The 13,624-nt window shown below is 48.8% G+C and carries 14 protein-coding genes; 3 read left to right on the top strand and 11 right to left on the bottom strand.

The window, feature by feature from the left end:
* The first annotated feature begins 786 nt into the window (after positions 1–786).
* Positions 787–1,797, top strand: coding sequence for an integron integrase (locus tag C0068_RS18420; RefSeq protein WP_103685934.1), 1,011 nt, complete (start codon positions 787–789; stop codon positions 1,795–1,797).
* A 198-nt stretch (positions 1,798–1,995) separates the two neighbouring features.
* On the opposite strand, the gene C0068_RS18415 is transcribed toward C0068_RS18420, so the two are convergent.
* The 8 genes from C0068_RS18415 to C0068_RS19740 all read right to left on the bottom strand — a co-directional run bounded on the left by C0068_RS18415 (position 1,996) and on the right by C0068_RS19740 (position 10,566).
* A complete protein-coding gene (locus C0068_RS18415; RefSeq protein ID WP_103685933.1) occupies positions 1,996–2,763 on the bottom strand; it encodes an enoyl-CoA hydratase-related protein in 768 nt (255 codons plus the stop codon).
* A gap of 37 nt (positions 2,764–2,800) precedes the next feature.
* Positions 2,801–3,475, bottom strand: coding sequence for a nitroreductase (locus C0068_RS18410; RefSeq protein WP_103685932.1), 675 nt, complete (start codon positions 3,473–3,475; stop codon positions 2,801–2,803).
* Positions 3,476–3,479: 4 nt separating this feature from the next.
* Complete coding sequence (locus tag C0068_RS18405; RefSeq protein ID WP_103685931.1) at positions 3,480–4,631, bottom strand: CaiB/BaiF CoA transferase family protein; 1,152 nt, start codon at positions 4,629–4,631, stop codon at positions 3,480–3,482.
* A 90-nt stretch (positions 4,632–4,721) separates the two neighbouring features.
* Positions 4,722–5,543, bottom strand: a complete 822-nt coding sequence (locus tag C0068_RS18400) for a crotonase/enoyl-CoA hydratase family protein (RefSeq protein ID WP_103685930.1) — start codon at positions 5,541–5,543, stop codon at positions 4,722–4,724.
* Between the two features lie 24 nt (positions 5,544–5,567).
* Positions 5,568–7,199 (bottom strand): acyl-CoA synthetase, encoded by a 1,632-nt coding sequence (locus C0068_RS18395; RefSeq protein WP_233208865.1) that lies wholly within the window; start codon positions 7,197–7,199, stop codon positions 5,568–5,570.
* Positions 7,200–7,365: 166 nt separating this feature from the next.
* Complete coding sequence (locus C0068_RS18390) at positions 7,366–8,529, bottom strand: thiolase family protein (protein WP_103685929.1); 1,164 nt, start codon at positions 8,527–8,529, stop codon at positions 7,366–7,368.
* Entirely contained in the window at positions 8,529–9,602 is a 1,074-nt protein-coding gene (locus C0068_RS18385; RefSeq protein WP_233208864.1) for a thiolase family protein, read from the bottom strand. Before C0068_RS18385 ends, C0068_RS18390 begins: the two co-directional genes overlap by 1 nt.
* The gene (locus tag C0068_RS19740; RefSeq protein WP_103685928.1) at positions 9,589–10,566 is read right to left on the bottom strand and encodes a Zn-ribbon domain-containing OB-fold protein; all 978 of its coding nucleotides are present in this window, start codon (positions 10,564–10,566) and stop codon (positions 9,589–9,591) included. The genes C0068_RS18385 and C0068_RS19740 overlap by 14 nt, the downstream gene beginning before the upstream one ends.
* A 609-nt stretch (positions 10,567–11,175) precedes the next feature.
* Here C0068_RS19740 and C0068_RS18375 point away from each other — a divergent pair.
* Positions 11,176–11,643 (top strand): YbaN family protein, encoded by a 468-nt coding sequence (locus C0068_RS18375; protein ID WP_103685944.1) that lies wholly within the window; start codon positions 11,176–11,178, stop codon positions 11,641–11,643.
* A 31-nt stretch (positions 11,644–11,674) separates the two neighbouring features.
* On the opposite strand, the gene C0068_RS18370 is transcribed toward C0068_RS18375, so the two are convergent.
* The 3 genes from C0068_RS18370 to C0068_RS18360 all read right to left on the bottom strand — a co-directional run bounded on the left by C0068_RS18370 (position 11,675) and on the right by C0068_RS18360 (position 13,298).
* Positions 11,675–12,133, bottom strand: coding sequence for an SRPBCC family protein (locus tag C0068_RS18370; protein WP_103685927.1), 459 nt, complete (start codon positions 12,131–12,133; stop codon positions 11,675–11,677).
* A gap of 183 nt (positions 12,134–12,316) precedes the next feature.
* Positions 12,317–12,664, bottom strand: a complete 348-nt coding sequence (locus C0068_RS18365; RefSeq protein WP_103685926.1) for a DUF2200 domain-containing protein — start codon at positions 12,662–12,664, stop codon at positions 12,317–12,319.
* 97 nt (positions 12,665–12,761) lie between these two features.
* Positions 12,762–13,298: a YdeI/OmpD-associated family protein gene (locus tag C0068_RS18360; RefSeq protein ID WP_103685925.1), complete on the bottom strand. Its 537-nt coding sequence runs from the start codon at positions 13,296–13,298 to the stop codon at positions 12,762–12,764.
* 185 nt (positions 13,299–13,483) lie between these two features.
* Here C0068_RS18360 and C0068_RS18355 point away from each other — a divergent pair, with 185 nt between their 5' ends.
* The gene (locus C0068_RS18355) at positions 13,484–13,615 is read left to right on the top strand and encodes a DUF2986 domain-containing protein (RefSeq protein ID WP_103685924.1); all 132 of its coding nucleotides are present in this window, start codon (positions 13,484–13,486) and stop codon (positions 13,613–13,615) included.
* Positions 13,616–13,624: the final 9 nt, after the last annotated feature.

Genomic DNA, 13,624 nt, shown 5'->3' with positions numbered 1-13,624 from the left:
GATGCCTGATTTTAGCAAAAAACACTGGTTTTTAAGAGAAAATCTACAGCCTCAACGCCTGCATCTGCGGCAAAAAACGACTGGCGGTTTTTGCGCCCGCGCAGCGGAATTGCGGAAAAAGTGACAGCCGTTTTTTGTCCGTAGCATGCACTTGTTAGCACGGCGTTGCCAGATGTTTAATTGAAAGTACCATGTTGCCCCGCCCCACAAATATACAGTGCAATGCTTTGTTTATTTATTGGTTTGGATTTTGTCTTTTTTACTGAACAAAGGCAACCACTTGGTTAACAATTTCTTTTCACGAAGCCCGGACTGTCCGAAATTAGATGAACCACCGAATTTAACCGTGAGACCACGACGGAGTTTTGCGGCCAATGAAACTTGCAATTTTGAATGAATTAACCCGACGATTTTAAACAGAAATGAAAGACAAAAAAACCAGTTAAAAACACTGAATAGTCAATGCGGATTTTATGTGCTAACAGTGAATTCAAATGCGTTGCGCTTTATAACTCGTGTACATAACGAGTCTAAGCATTGAGATGATTAAGGAGGATAATTCTATTTGAATCAGGGCGATAGTAAGTCTGAAATGATTTTTTCATTTGCGTGCATCCTGCATTTGATGTGGAATCCTTTGGCTCTGATCATAATCACTTCTAAATAAAAATCAATTACTTAAGAGAACCATATCGGGATTAGTGAGCGCAATGCTGTTGAATACGGGTTTGACAGCTTTGATACTCTTATCTACTGTATATATAATCAGTATTTTGGAGCTTTGTTATGGATGACATCAGGCACCACATACCAGAACGCCCAGCGCGTTTTATTGACCAATTACGGCACCATATTCGGAGCGTAGGGCTGTCTTACCGCACCGAGCAAACCTATGTTTATTGGGTCAAGCACTTCATTTATTTCCATAACAAACAGCACCCCAAAGACCTTGGTGCGCGGCATATCGAAGCGTTTTTAAGTCATTTGGCAATAAATCGCCATTGCGCAGTGGCGACGCAGAAAGTTGCACTGAATGCACTGATATATCTATACAGGCGATTTTTCGGATTAGCCTTAGAGGACTTGGCATATACGCAAGCACGCGCTTCTAGGCGATTGCCGGTGATCTATAGCCGTGGCGAAATAGAATCAATTCTAGTTCAGCTTCGCGGCCCCCAAAGATTAATGGTGGCGTTACTTTATGGAAGTGGTTTACGAAGTGCTGAGTTATTGGCGCTTCGCATCAAAGATATCGATTTTAGTAGCAACAACATTATCGTGCGCTCAGGTAAAGGCGATAAAGATCGATCCACCATGTTACCGCAGCAATTGATACCGGAGCTGAAGCGCCAGATTGCACGGGTCGAATTACTGCACGAGCAAGATTTGGCAGATGGTTTTGGTGAGGTGTATTTACCAAACGCCTTAAATCGAAAATCCCCTGGCGCAGCGAAGGAAATTGCTTGGCAATACTTATTCCCCGCTAGTCGCATTGGCAAAGACCCGCGATCAGGTGTTTTTAGACGGCATCACTTGCACCCGACAGCGCTAGGAAGACATATTCGTCATGCTGTACGGGCAGCGGCAATCAATAAGCCTGCGCGGGCCCACAGCTTTAGGCATAGTTTTGCGACACACCTTTTGGAAGCGGGTTATGATTTGCGCACTATTCAGGAATTGTTAGGGCATTCTGACATTTCAACAACGGAAATTTATACTCATGTTGTAAATCGAGGTGGGAAAGGCGTTTTGAGCCCAGCAGATCGCCTGTTTTCGAGCAGTCGCGTTGATGATTAGAAAGTCAGCGACTGACCGCTATTATGACTTCTCGGCCATAATATGGTTGAACGTGTGGCCATGATATGGGTAAAACGCTGCCTGGAACTGGGAGCCATACCCCATAACACGCTCATTTTGGCCAATTAATGATTCAACGAAGTGGTCTGATTGTGGGTGAGTCGACACAAAAAACCACGCGCTACTTAATTTATTTTACTAACGTCTAAACTGCTTAAAATCGGGTTTGCGCTTTTCCATAATTGCGACCACGGCTTCTATATTTTCTGCTGAGCCCGCCAATCTTGCCATTCCCTCTGTTTCACCACCCATCGCTGAGTGAATAGCGGCCCGGTGAACGCTGCGCATGAGTTTTTTTGTTTCTACCAAGGAAGAAATCGGCCACTGCGCTATCTCCCGCGCTTTTTCCATCGCCTTGTCTAATAGCAGATCATCATCAAAACTGGCGCTGGCAATACCTAAATCGACGGCCTTTTCTGCATTAAGCCACTCGGAGGTATACATTATTTCTGCCGCTTTGCGGGCGCCGATGATTGCCTGCAACTGATAGCTGCTCCCCCACTCTGGCACCAAACCAAGCGCGGTAAAGGGAAAACGTAAACGCAGGCTATGACCAACGTAAACGACATCGGTATGCAGCAATAAGGTAGCTCCACCACCGACCGCTACGCCTTTTGCAGCACTCACAACAGGTTTATCAAAATCCACCAATGCCTTGGCAGAAACCTCAAAGGGATGCTCGCCATCGGCATCGGAGAAATCATTTAGATCAACACCAGAAGAGAAATCTGAGCCAGCGCCGGTAATGACCACACAGGCTACCCGCGGATTTTCACTAGCGGCGACCAAGGCGTCGCGAAACGCCAACCACTGCTCTTTATTAAAGGCGTTTTTCTTCTTTGGACGGTTTAATGTTAATAGCAGAACACCGTCGTCATCTAGCTGTTGTAAAAGAGTATCGCTCATAATTTTCTCATTATTTTAATTGCTGTTGCTTGCTCAGCTAGTCGTAGAAAGTTACCGATTGCCTTAGCGCAGCTCGCTCTGTACGACAAGCATTGGCGGGATTTTCACTATCTTCGTAGCCGAAAGAAATGCCGAAAAGTAATTTATTTGCAGGATCAATATTTAGCTCCTGTCTGACCAAATCACAATTGAAGCCAAGTGCCGTTTGCGGGCAACTCGCTAGACCATGTGCGCTAATGCTCAGCATTAATGTTTGTGCGTACATACCAAGATCAGCTGCCTCGCGAAGCCCAAAGGGTTCTGGCAGAAATAAAAATGCGACATGGGGGGCACCGAAAAATTCATAATTTTTCATAAACTGCTCATGTCGCGCCGCTTTATTGTCGCGGCTAATTCCCATTGCATCGTATAAATCTGCAGCGGCCTTGTACTGGCGCTCTTTATAGGTGCCGTCATATTTTCCGTCGTAGGGAAAATCCATAGTCCATTCCCCAGCACTAAACGCCGCTGGAATTTTACTCCGCAGATTTTCAATACTGGCACCACTCGCCACCGCCACCTGCCAGGGCTGGGTATTGCAGTTTGACGGTGCCCGCTGGGCCAAAGTAAAAATCGACTCTAACTCAGATTGCGACACCGCTTGCGGCGTAAATCCGCGCACAGACCGTCGCGCATTTAATAGCTCACTAAAACCCTTTACTAAATCATTCATCAATTTAATCCGATTGTTTAATCACGGCGGCGCTCAGTAATTGGTCGATGCGCTCTGGGTTAAAGCCTAAACGCGTCAGCAGCGCTATTGAGTCTTTACCTTCCGCCACCGGCGAATGTTGGATTTCACCTGGAGTACGGGAAAATCGCGGCGCCGGCGCGGCCTGTAGAACATTGTCGCGACGCAGCAAATTTTTACGAATGGCATTATGAGGATAATGCTCTGCTTCATCCATATCTAATACTGGCGCGACACAAGCGTCTGTGGTCTCGAAAAGCGCAACCCATTCATCCCGCGTTTTTTCTAAAAACTTAGCCGCCATCTGCGCCCGACGCGCAGGCCATTGAGCTTTATCCATTTGTGCGAAATAGTCGCTGCCGCCAAAATCCAATTGCAGAATATCGAGTAACTGAGCATAGAACTGTGGCTCGATCGCGCCAACAGAAATAGAGCGCCCATCTTTACACAGATAGCTACGATAAAACGGCGCACCGCCATCCAAGATATTTTGCTCGCGCTGCATGTCCCAATATTGAATACCCTTGAGCCCGTGGATGGTACTCAGCAAAGACAATGTGCCGTCGCATATCGCGGCATCTACCACCTGCCCCACCCCGGAGTCTTTTCGCTCCAATAAGGCTGCAAGCACGCCAAACACTAAAAACATCGCGCCGCCACCCAAATCCCCGATGACATTCAGCGGTGTTGGCGGCGCTTCACCTGGCGAGCCAAAACTGTCAAGCAAGCCGGTAATGGCAATATAATTTAGGTCGTGGCCGGCTTGTTTCGCCAAGGGGCCATCTTGCCCCCAGCCCGTCATTCGCCCATAGACCAAGGCGGGATTACGTTTAGCACAAACCGCTGGTCCCAAACCCAGTTTTTCCATCACACCGGGGCGGAAACATTCAATTAGCACATCGGCACTTTCAAGCAACTGCAAAACGACTTCAACGCCGTCTGCATTCTTTAAATCAACTGCAATGGATTTACGGCCCCGCGCGGTTACATCGCCGGCATGGCCACCTAGACCGCCGCCGGAAGTGCGATCGATGCGAATTACTTCTGCACCGAGGTCTGACAACAGCATGCAGGCATACGGTGCCGGTCCAATCCCAGCCATTTCTATGACGCGTAAACCTGTAAGTGGGCCGGACATGACGAGTGCCTTATATTGAGATTTTATGAGGAGGTGTATATTCCGCGACGAAGATTCACCTCGATGAATCTCGCCGCAGAATGAGGTGATTTACTCGCCGGTAAATACCGCAGGACGTTTTTCTTTAAAGGCGCGCATGCCTTCTTTGGCATCTTTAGAGCCAAACACTGGGCCTGCTAATTCATCTGATTTTTGCATGGCTTCATCTTCAGCTAGGTGCTCAGTATGTTCACGCAATGAGCGCACCACCGCCTTCACCGCCAAGGGGCCATTGGCACAAATTTTATCAGCCAACTTTTTCGCTTCGTTTAAGGTTTCACCCTTTGGCACCACGCGATTAATAAGACCAAATTCCAAAGCCTGCTGGGCAGACACATGCTCGCCAAGCAATAAAATCTCCGCCGCCAAACAATAGGGAATTTGCTTGCGTAAACGAATGGTCGAACCCGACATGGGATATAAACCCCGCGCCACTTCGGTTACGCCAAAAATGGCATCTTCGGCGGCAACGCGAATATCAGTACCCTGAAGTATTTCTGTACCGCCAGCCAATGCATAACCTTCTACCGCAAGCAGCAATGGCTTGCAGGGGCGATTTTCACGAAGCAGCGCCTGCCAGTGGATATTAGGTACTGTGCCCATTAATTCCATAAATTCTTGGGTAGTGCCTTGGTCGCCATCTGGCCCAACTTTTAAATCCATACCGGCGCAAAATGTATCGCCATTGGCGGTGAGAATTGCGCAATAGAGATTGTCGTCCTCATCTAATAAACGCCAGGCTTTATACAAACCCAATAGCATCTCTGGGTTAAAGGCATTTTTTGCCTCTGGTCTATTTAGCGTGACAATCAATACATTCCCATCCTGCTCTACAATGCAGGTCTTGGTACTGATAGCTAATTCTGTAGGCATTTGTAGCTCCAAAAAATAAATTTATTATGAGGTGGCGCCCTTGCCGCTTTCTGCAAACGCCTTAGCCGTTTTGTAGTCTGGCTTGCCACTTGGGGCACGGGGCAATTCGTCAATTAGATGAATTTCCCGTGGCACTTTGTAACCAGCAATATGCTTGCGGCAGTGTTCTTGGATGTTTTCTAAACTTAATTGAATACCTTTGCGGGGCTGAATAATTGCGCTGACGCGGCTACCCCAACGCTCATCGGCAACACCAACCACCAAGGCATCAAATATTCCGTCATGGGCTTTGAGTGCATCCTCTACTTCTTCTGGGAAGATTTTTTCGCCACCGCTATTAATACAATTGGAACCACGGCCAAATACCGTAATAGAACCATCGTCTTCGAGCTTGGCGGCATCCCCTGTTAACAACCAGGTTTTGCCATCCACTTCGATAAAGGTCTTCGCTGTTTTTACCGGATCATTGTAGTAGCCATTGGGTATATAACCGGCGCGGGCAAAAATGCCGGTTTCGCCTAATTCAGCGTGACGGCGCGGCTCGCCCTCAACATCAATAATCACGTCCATATAATCGGTTCGGCTAACATTACCAAGGCCGGATGCAGTCTTTTTGCTGCCGTTGTCCATCCCCATTTGGCCGCCTTCAGAGGAGCCAAAGCTGTTGGTAATAAACACATTGGGAAAAAACTTTTTAAAGGCTTCTTGCTTTGCGTCTGAGAAAATCGCGCCGCCTGAGCCCACATTGAATACCGGCGTTAAATCCCAGCGATCAGGGTTTGCGGCCAAGGCATCTAGCAGCGGAATAGCCATGGCATCGCCAACAATCTGCACTGCATTCACTTTTTCATCAGCCACTATTTGCCAAACGGATTCGCCGTCAAAGGAGCGCTTATGATTTAGGATTAAAGCATTGCCCGCCAATAACTGAATACAGGCGTACCACCACGACGCGCCGTGCATTAGCGGTGCCAGTGCAATACCGCGCAATGGGTGTTCAGTTACACGGCTTGCCATGTCTTCTGGTTTTTCGCATGCACCGAGGGGGGAAAAATGACCACCGCCGCCCATTGCGGCAAAAAACACATTTTTATGGGGCCACATTACGCCCTTGGGCATACCTGTGGTGCCGCCGGTGTAAAGAATGAAGTAGTCGTCCCCAGAACGCTCGCCAAAATCACGCGCTTTATTTTGGCTTTGCTGAACAGCGTGGTAATCCACTGCGTCAATATCAGAGAGGGCGAAATCGCTATCGTCATCAACAGAAACACATAGTTTTAAGGTTTTCGCCGCACTGCGCACCTCGGCAATAGCGGGGATAAACTCGCGATGATGGATACAGGCAACCATATCCGCATTGTCAAAAATATAAAGCAATTCGTCTTTAACATAGCGGTAGTTTACATTGATGGGCACCGCGCGAATTTTAAAGCAGGCGAGCATCGCTTCCAGATACTCGTTGCAGTTGTACATATACAAACCAACGTGATCGCCGGCCTTCACCCCTTTTGAGGCGAGATAATGCGCCATTTGGTTGGCGCCGGCATCCAATTCTGCATAGCTGCAACGACTTGTTCCGCAGACCAAGGCCTCGCGTTCCGGCACCTTGTCAGCAACGGCTTCAAATAAATCGGCGAGGTTAAATTGCATAGCCATATTCTCGATCCCTTATTATTTTCTGAGCGATATCCGTAGCTCATTCTAAGAATTTATCATCCAGCTTGTGGCGGCACTGGCTTACCACTACAACGGCAATTATTCGCGAATATCAGTAGCGCCACCATCCTCCCAAAAGACGAGACAAAGGTGGCGCTCGGCGCTACTACGCTTTTTCTGAGCTGACTACCCACATCGAGTAAAACTGGGCACCACCACCGTAGGCGTGCCCCATTGCGGTTTTTGCCCCATCGACTTGATGCGCACCAGCTTCGCCGCGTACCTGTTGAGCCGCCTCGGCAAAACGAATCATCCCCGATGCGCCAATCGGGTTAGAACACAATACACCACCAGAGGGGTTCCACGGTATGTCGCCACCCTCGGTCAATGACGTTGCACCAGACATCGTTAATTCCCAGCCTTTACCCACATCGGCAAAGCCAAGATTTTCTAACCACATTGGCTCGTACCAAGAAAAGGGTACATAGATTTCAGCGCAATCGAGATCTTTGCGAGGGTTGTGAATGCCAGCCTGCGCATATACATCTTTAGCGCAATCAATACCTGCCTGCGGATTCACCTGCTCACGCCCCGCATACATGGTAGGTTCAGAGCGCATCGCTGCACCGCGTATCCACGCTGGTTTACGAGGCGACTTAGTTGCCAGCTCCTCGTTCGCGATAATCATGGCACAAGCACCATCGGAGGACGGGCAAGCCTCTAAAAAGCGCAGCGGCTCCCACAACATGGGGCTATCTTCCACTTCTTTCATAGAAATTTCCGGCAGCTGCAAATGCGCTAGCGGATTCTTTGCTCCGTGCAGACGGTCTTTCACCGCAACTTTAATACCCGCATCATAGGGCGCATTTGAGCGACGCATATATTCGCGAATAATTGGCGCAAAATAGCCGCCAGCACCAGCATTCAAATGAGGTGAAAACGGCTGTGGATTAGACAGCGCCCACATGGCATTTGACTCCGACTGTTTCTCAAAAGACACCGTCAAAATCCGCTTAAACACACCGCTTTGCACATAGCTGGCGGCAACAATGGCGGTTGAGCCACCTACCGAACCCGCCGTGTGTACACGCAGCATAGGCTTGCCATTGCAGCCCAATGCATCAGTCAAATATAGCTCGGGCATAATTACGCCCTCAAACATATCTGGCGCCTTGCCGATAATGACCGCGTCTATGTCTTTCCACGTTAGGCCCGCATCTTCAAGGGCACCTACCGCTGCTTCTCTGACCATTCCCGCAATAGAAACATCTTTACGCTTGGTTTTATATTTTGTTTGGCCTACGCCAACAACCGCAGCTAACTGAGCCATTATTTCGCCTCCAGTACGGTAACTAGGTTTTGTTGCAAGCACGGACCTGATGTCGCGTGGGCAACCCCGCGTGTTGCTTCACCGCGAATAATTCGCATGGCGACTTCGCCAATTCGCGACAAGCCGGATGCCATCATGACGTTACCCGCCAACACCCCACCTGAGGGATTAATGACCGTGTCATCGCCCAAGCCCAGGGCCTTTTTAAGAATAATTTCTTGATGACTAAAGGGCGCATATAGCTCAGCAACATCGACCTTGCCATTTTTTACACCAACCGCTTCACCGGCAATTTCCGTCGATACCGAGCGGCTTAAATCCCGCGAGCCGATGTGATGGGTTTCTATGCGGTGATCAATCCCTTTGATGATCGCGTAGGGTTTGCCCCACTCCTCTGCTTTTTCAATGGTGCAGATAATCATGGCACAGGCACCGTCAGAAATAGGGCAGCAATCATGAAGACGCAAAGGAGAAACATAGGTCGCTTCTTTTAATAAATCAGCGGCGGTCTGATCACCTTTTAACTGCGCATGGGGATTCGCCAGGGCATTATTTCTTGAGCGCGCCACCACCTCGGCCATGTCAGCCTCGGTAATCTCACCTGAATCCAGCATTGTTCTCGCCTGCATCGCCGCAAAGGCAATGGTGTCTACCCACAGCGGCGCGAGGTAATACGGATCAAGTTGCTGAGACAGCACTATCGGTAGCTCACCCGGAGAAGATTTGCCAAAACCGTACAACAATGCTGACTCAGCATGCCCCATTTGGATTTTCAGCCAGGCTTCATAAAGCGCCCACGCTGCATCCATTTCTACATGTGATTCTTTAATTGGTGGCACCGCACCTAGGGCATCCACACCGGCAACAAAGGCAAAGGCCGCACCTTGCTGATAGTCACAGCTACCAGAACAAGTAAAATCAACGTCCTGCGCGCTTTTTATTCCGGTTTGTTTAAACACCTCACTTAATACCGGCATAATCAATTCGACTTCGTTTTGCGCACCGGCATCTCGCTGGCAATTCGATTGCGCAAAGGCAACTATCGCAACATCACGCATTTTATCGGCCCTCATCAATTAATTTGCCAATTTGATCAACCGGTACATCCGGCTCATCTATGGGCTTGAAGTACTGAATATTTTCCATGGCGTAGCCCCATTCTGCCTCGGGCTTCCAAAGCGCTTCTACGCGCATACCAATCCGCACATCCTCGTTTTTACATTCGCTGAGCAAATGCAAGAAACTCAGGTTCGCGCCATCTAAGACCAAATTGGCGATAACATATGGCGGCTTAATGGGGTTACCAGGAATGGGGATGTAAACAATTGTGAAGGACTCAACCGTGGCCTTGTTGCCCAAGGTCACTTCTTCTTCGGTTGGCACGCCGCAGGCGGCACAGGATCCACGCGGTGGTATATACACATTACGGCAATTCGGGCAGCGCTGGCCTACCAACTTGCCCTTTTTCATCGACTGTAAATAGCGCGCCGTCGCCTTGCCAGCGGTGAAGTTATAGGTCAGGTAAATTGGCGCTTCCATGCCGGTAATCTGCTCATCGGACGCCGCAGGCTTCAACTCACCCAACAGCGCAACGGCCTCAGGAACAAAGCCATTAATATCGCTCATCAAGCCCTTGGTCTCTTCAGCCCAACGCACTTTAACCCGCATACCTGTGCTCATGGCCGCCTCGTCACCCGCATCAACCCAATGCAACATTGGGGTGTCTGCGCCGTCGAGTTGTATCATTGCCCACGCAAAAGGCTTATCACTTGGATGAGCTTTGCGGGGCTGCTTTACCCAGCACCAGGTCTTTACGACGCCGCTGTCGGCCACATCAACAAACTCGCTCAAAGCGTCGGCACTTACCGGATCAAACTCCACCGGCGGCATCAGCACCTTGCCATCGCTGGCTTTAATGCCAACCATTTTACGTGCCCGCAGCGAGGTCAAAAACTGACCCACAATAGGCCCCGTAGACCGCGTATAGGTATAGCCCAGCGTAAAGGCTTGGCTAAGAATTTCAGCCGATGACGACATCAGGTCTCTCCTTCGTGTTTAAATTCGGTTAACAAAGCGCAAGACAAGCCGCAGTATTAACCCGCTTGCCAAGAAGTATCTCTGCGGCTCAGAAATCGAACAATGTCGCTGCTGATCAAGTAGATGACAAAAACGATCAGGGATTTTTAAGGAATGGTCGGATGTCGGAAGTCTTGCGTCTGACGATAGTAGCTTAGGTGGTAGGCTGAGGGCTTCTCGCAGGATGCTTGATGGGAGACGGGAAACGCAAAGTCCCCCTTCGAGCTAGTATTTCGTGCGAAATAGCGCCTCGGGGCTTGCGTCAGCCGTCTCCCGTCCAGCGTAAAGCCTTCGACGTCCGCCCAAAAATCCGCTTCGCCCCTTCGTGCTTATTTGCTAAGGTAAGCGGCAAGCATCAAATTAGAGAAATAATGAAAACACATTTGCGCTAGCTGGCGGCTGAATGCTTAACGGGAGAAGGGAGATACAAGGGCAAACTACTCCGCGGTCATGCTTCTCGCGGCGCAGTCGCGCCGGCTTTTGCGTCTTCCGTCTCCCATCCAGCGTAAAGCCTTCGCCCTTTCTCACTTATTTGCTAAGGTAAGCGGCAAGCATCGAATTAGAGAAATAATGAAAACACCTTATCAGCACCGCAACCCTGTCGTTCGTTACACCCTATTTGTCATCGGCTGGATTTCCTTTGTATTGGGCATGATCGGTCTTTTACTGCCAGTGGTGCCAACAACTCCGTTTTTATTACTCTGCGCAGCCTGTTTTTTACGCAGTTCGCCACGCTTTTATGTGTGGCTGACTGAACACCGCTGGTGGGGGAAGTACATTCGCTATTATCTGAATGGCCAAGGGATTCCAAGGAAGATCAAATTTCTTATTATTGCCATGCTGTGGATTACAATTTTGACCAGCGCCTTGCTTATCGTAAAAATACATTGGCTGAGCGTGATGATGATTTCGGTTGCGGCGATTATGAGCTTTTATATCGCAAAACAACCGGAACCAGCACTAGAGATCAAAAATACAGAACCTTTGCCTAAAAACGCCGCAAGCAACGATAATCCGAGCGCAGATAAACATCCATAAACCAATATCCATACTGCGCTCAATTGCTCACTTAGCCATTGTCAGGAATTTCTGGTTCTACTAATTTGGCGAGTTGCTCAAGCGATTCCTGCCAACCCAAATAACAACTCTCCGTTGGAGTTAGGGCGGGAATGCCCGACTGAACGATACTAATATCCGTGCCACAGGAAACCTCCTTAAGATCGATCACCACCTGCATTTCACCAGGTAGATTTTCGTCATCAAAGCGATCGCGATGCACAATCCGTTGATTTAGCTGCAATTCCGTATAAGTAGCGCTAAAAGAATGACTTCCGCCAGTACTGAAATTTTCAAACGACATCCGATAGCCGCCGCCAATACAAACATCGATCTCGTGGATAGTGCCAACAAATCCGTATGGCGGCAGCCAGCGCTCAATCGCGCCTTTATTCGTGAAAGCTTTATAGACCCGCGCCGGCGGCGCCCGTAGTACCCGATGCAGGCACACTGTTGATTCTTCATTAGCCATAGTATCTCCTCGCCTTAAAGCTGGGCTTGCTAGTCATGTATTTGCTTTGCTAGGAGCGTCGTGCGGTAAATCAAAAATGCAGCCGAATTAAGCTCCTCTCAATATAGTCGAATGGCGGCTTGGAAGATCGACACCCACGCAAAAAAATTGACAGCGACAACCCAGAGGCATTGCATCCTTCATCTAACGCAGAATTTTTTCCATCGACCTGCCCTTGGCAAGTTCATCGATCAATTTATCTAAAAAACGTATTTTCTGCATGAGCGGATCTTCGACATCCTCCACACGAACACCGCACACCAAGCCTTTAATCTGCGACACATTTGGATGTATAGCGGGGGCCTGCGCGAAGAAACCATCAAAATCAATTTGCTTCTCAAGCTGAGACTCTAGTTCCACCTGACTATACCCAGTCAGCCAAGAAATAATTTCATCCACCTCTGCTTTTGTACGACTTTTGCGCTCCGCCTTTTGAACATATAGGGGATACACTTTAGAAAAACTCATCGTAAAAATTTTATGTCCCGCCACAATACCTCCCCGGCAAATACCCGTGTGAAAAACGAACATTTACCACATTTTTAATATCGTATTTACGTAAAATGAAATGACCAGACAGCAAGCAGAATTAGCTCGCCTCCTTTGGGGCGCGTAAGGCTTTGCTGTAAAAGCCAGATTGATCAAAACAGCAAACCCGTCGTTTGCCCGAGGAAAGCATATCGCAGGCATCAGCTATGCGCTTAGCGCGGGTTTTAGATTGCTTGGCAGATTCAATCCAATGTATCCAATCCAGCCTCGCTATGACTGTCGTCTGCGTCCAAACGCCACCGGCATCTTGGGCTTTCCCTAAGGCCAATTTAAAATCTGCGGGCACTTCTGGCTCTGGCTCCTGATCTAGCGGCGTGATTGCAACAGAGACAATGTCGCCAAAATCTAGCTCTGCCGACGTCATTATCTCGGCGCTTATTCGCAGCCAGTGGCTCAAATATCCATCGGGTTCGAGGGTGACAATGAAGCTACTACCGTTAATACTGGCCTCTACCGATATTCGCCCACGGCGAGCTAGAGTGCCACTGAGCTCCTTAGGCAGAATCACAAAGGCCCAAGATTCCTCATTTTCCGCCAGCGCGGGGCGGCGTAACTTTTCTTTAAAATGCTGTTTCATGTGGTCTAACGCAAGGCACGCCCTATAGAGCTTTGCCTAGCAATATAGCAAATAGGAAAAAGACGGTCACTCCGGGCATTATTGCTAGCATTCACATCTTTGGTTTAATGGTATTAGCGCGTATGATGCGCGACACCTGAGTTTCCCTTTGACGCTAGCCTTCACCATTCATTTTTGGAGCGGTTATGAACAGAAAAAAGAAAATGAATAAGCTGCTAAATACTAAGATCAAAAAAGCAAACGCAAAATTGCAAACCAAGAATAAGCCCCGCTATATTGCCAAGGCCGATAGGGTGGTAAATTCAGAAGCAGAATAAACGCAGTTT

This window comes from Zhongshania marina (assembly GCF_002915595.1).
Classification (GTDB): Bacteria; Pseudomonadota; Gammaproteobacteria; order Pseudomonadales; family Spongiibacteraceae; genus Spongiibacter; species Spongiibacter marinus_B.
Note: the sequence above shows the minus strand (reverse complement) of the source record. Positions and strands in the feature narration are given on the sequence as shown.

Bases quoted from the DNA above. Each gene is read 5' to 3' on its own strand.
- C0068_RS18420 (WP_103685934.1), top strand. From the start codon at position 787: ATGGATGACATCAGGCACCACATACCAGAACGCCCAGCGCGTTTTATT.
- C0068_RS18415 (WP_103685933.1), bottom strand. From the start codon at position 2,763: ATGAGCGATACTCTTTTACAACAGCTAGATGACGACGGTGTTCTGCTA.
- C0068_RS18410 (WP_103685932.1), bottom strand. From the start codon at position 3,475: ATGAATGATTTAGTAAAGGGTTTTAGTGAGCTATTAAATGCGCGACGG.
- C0068_RS18405 (WP_103685931.1), bottom strand. From the start codon at position 4,631: ATGTCCGGCCCACTTACAGGTTTACGCGTCATAGAAATGGCTGGGATT.
- C0068_RS18400 (WP_103685930.1), bottom strand. From the start codon at position 5,543: ATGCCTACAGAATTAGCTATCAGTACCAAGACCTGCATTGTAGAGCAG.
- C0068_RS18395 (WP_233208865.1), bottom strand. From the start codon at position 7,199: ATGGCTATGCAATTTAACCTCGCCGATTTATTTGAAGCCGTTGCTGAC.
- C0068_RS18390 (WP_103685929.1), bottom strand. From the start codon at position 8,529: ATGGCTCAGTTAGCTGCGGTTGTTGGCGTAGGCCAAACAAAATATAAA.
- C0068_RS18385 (WP_233208864.1), bottom strand. From the start codon at position 9,602: ATGAGGGCCGATAAAATGCGTGATGTTGCGATAGTTGCCTTTGCGCAA.
- C0068_RS19740 (WP_103685928.1), bottom strand. From the start codon at position 10,566: ATGTCGTCATCGGCTGAAATTCTTAGCCAAGCCTTTACGCTGGGCTAT.
- C0068_RS18375 (WP_103685944.1), top strand. From the start codon at position 11,176: ATGAAAACACCTTATCAGCACCGCAACCCTGTCGTTCGTTACACCCTA.
- C0068_RS18370 (WP_103685927.1), bottom strand. From the start codon at position 12,133: ATGGCTAATGAAGAATCAACAGTGTGCCTGCATCGGGTACTACGGGCG.
- C0068_RS18360 (WP_103685925.1), bottom strand. From the start codon at position 13,298: ATGAAACAGCATTTTAAAGAAAAGTTACGCCGCCCCGCGCTGGCGGAA.
- C0068_RS18355 (WP_103685924.1), top strand. From the start codon at position 13,484: ATGAACAGAAAAAAGAAAATGAATAAGCTGCTAAATACTAAGATCAAA.